We start from the raw sequence: 2,153 nt of genomic DNA, 5'->3' as shown, positions 1-2,153 counted from the left end.
ATCTCTCACAGGCCCTCTCCGCCGGCCTGATAAAAATCCGCACTGAATTCCACGTGCCGGATGGATTTCCGCCGGAGGTAGCGGCCGCGGCGGAAGCGGCCGCAAAGCGTGCGCCAGACCAGCATGCCGATCGCACCGCGACGCCTTTCGTCACACTCGATCCAGCGAGCTCGACCGATCTCGACCAGGCCTTCTCGATCGAGGCCAGCGGCGGCGATCTTCTCTTGCACTACGCCATCGCCGACGTTGCCTGGTTCGTCGAGGACGGCGACGCAATTGATCTCGAAGCCTGGAACCGGGGCGAAACACTTTATCTGCCGGACGGCAAGGCCGGGCTCTACCCGCCGATACTCGCCGAGGCTGCGGCGAGCCTGTTGCCCGATGGGCCGCGTCCGGCGGTCGTCTTCACGGTCCGGGTCGCCGGCGACGGCGCGGTCAAGCTGGATGGCGCTGAGCGGGCAATCATTCAGAGCCGCGCCAAGCTTGCCTATGACAGCGTGCAGGCTTCCGACGTTCCGGCCGGCTTCGCGGAACTGGCGCGGCGCATGGCGGCTAACGAAGAGCGGCGCGGTGCTTCGCGCGTCGACCCACCCGAGCAGGAGGTGGAAAGGCTCGCCGACGGCACGTTCCGGCTTTCATTCAGGCCGCTCCTGCAATCCGAGCAGGACAATGCCGCGCTTTCGCTGGCCGCAAATATGGCGATCGCCGACGCCATGCTGGCGCACAAGACCGGATTGTTCCGGGTGATGTCGGGGCCGGATGCTTCCAAAGTGCAGAGGCTGCGCAACGCGGCACAGGCGCTCGGCCTGTCCTGGGCGGCCTCCACCAACCTGCGCGACTATCAGCGCACGCTCGATCCGGCCGACCCGCAACAGGCGGCGCTGATGCTGGAAATCCGCCGCGCGGGCAACGGCGCGTCCTACCAGCCCTACCAGGAAGGCGTCGTCCCCTGGCATGAGGCGATGGCCGCGACCTATGCGCATGCCACCGCGCCGCTCAGGCGGCTGGCCGACCGCTACGTCGTGCGCTGCGCGCTGGCAATCGCCAACGGCCAGTCCGTGCCGCAGGCCGTCACCGACGCTTTCGCCAGATTGCCGAAGGTGATGGGGCGCGCGGACGCCCGCGCTTCGCAGATCAACCACGCCGCCATCGACCTGGCCGAGGCAGTGATGCTCAGGGGATATCAGGGGGAGACGTTCAAGGCCGTCGTCACCGATTTCGTCGACCATGGCGTGCGCGCGCAGCTTGCCGACATGCCTGTCGTCGCCAATGTAAAGGCCTCCGGGCTCAGGCAGGGCGATAGTCTCATGCTAAAGCTGGTCTCGGCCGACCCGGATCAGCGCAGCATCGTCTTCGAGCCCGCCGCGCCGGTTTGAGCGCTAAGGTGTGGTCAGTCCAAAACCCTGGATCAGCCGCCTCGTGGCGAAATCCACCTTGCCCGAGGTGAACACGGCAAGATCGGGCTCGCTCTCGCCCAGTGTCTCCCCGACCGGTCCGAGGAGCGACATGGCGCGCCGCGCGATCGCCTCGGCCGGATCGATCCAGTCGACCGGCCAGGGCGCGGTCTTGCGCATGCGGTTGACGAGAAACGGATAATGCGTGCAGGCGAGCACGACGATATCGGTGCGGTTGCCCTGGCGCTCGATGAAACAGGGGGCGATTTCGGCACGCACGGCTTCCTCGTCGACGAATCCCTGGCGCATATAGATCTCGGCGAGCCCCGCCAACCGGTCGCTGCCGACCAGGCGCACATGGCATTTCTGCGCCCATTTGCTGATCAGGTCGCGCGTGTATTGGCGCTTCACCGTGCCTGGCGTCGCCAGCACCGACACAAGGCCCGAGCGGGTGCGTTCGGCGGCGGGCTTGATCGCCGGCACCGTGCCGACGAAAGGGTGGCCGGGGAATGTCTCGCGCAGCGCATCGATCACCAGGGTCGAGGCGGTGTTGCAGGCAATGACCGAAATCGCCGGCTGAAGCCGATCGAGCAATTTGCCGAACAGCGTGAGGATATGATCCTTGAGTGCCGGCTCCTCCCAGGCGCCATAGGGAAAAGCCGCGTCGTCGGCGACATAGACGAAGCGGCGATCGGGCATCAGCACGCGCGCCTCGCGCAGCACGGTCAGCCCGCCAACGCCGGAATCGAACATCAGGAT

The 2,153-nt window shown here is 66.5% G+C and carries 2 protein-coding genes; one reads left to right on the top strand and one right to left on the bottom strand.

The annotated features are described in order from the left end of the window. On the top strand, window positions 1–1,376 hold a 1,376-nt coding region (locus EOD07_RS31855; RefSeq protein ID WP_245470569.1), incomplete at its 5' end, for an RNB domain-containing ribonuclease. 3 nt (window positions 1,377–1,379) lie between these two features. Here the strand turns inward: EOD07_RS31855 and murI are convergent. Further along, window positions 1,380–2,153: glutamate racemase (murI, locus tag EOD07_RS31850; RefSeq protein WP_245470568.1), on the bottom strand; the 774-nt coding region annotated here is incomplete at its 5' end.

This window comes from Mesorhizobium sp. M2C.T.Ca.TU.002.02.1.1 (genome assembly GCF_003997225.1).
This window is presented reverse-complemented; position numbering and strand designations above follow the sequence as displayed.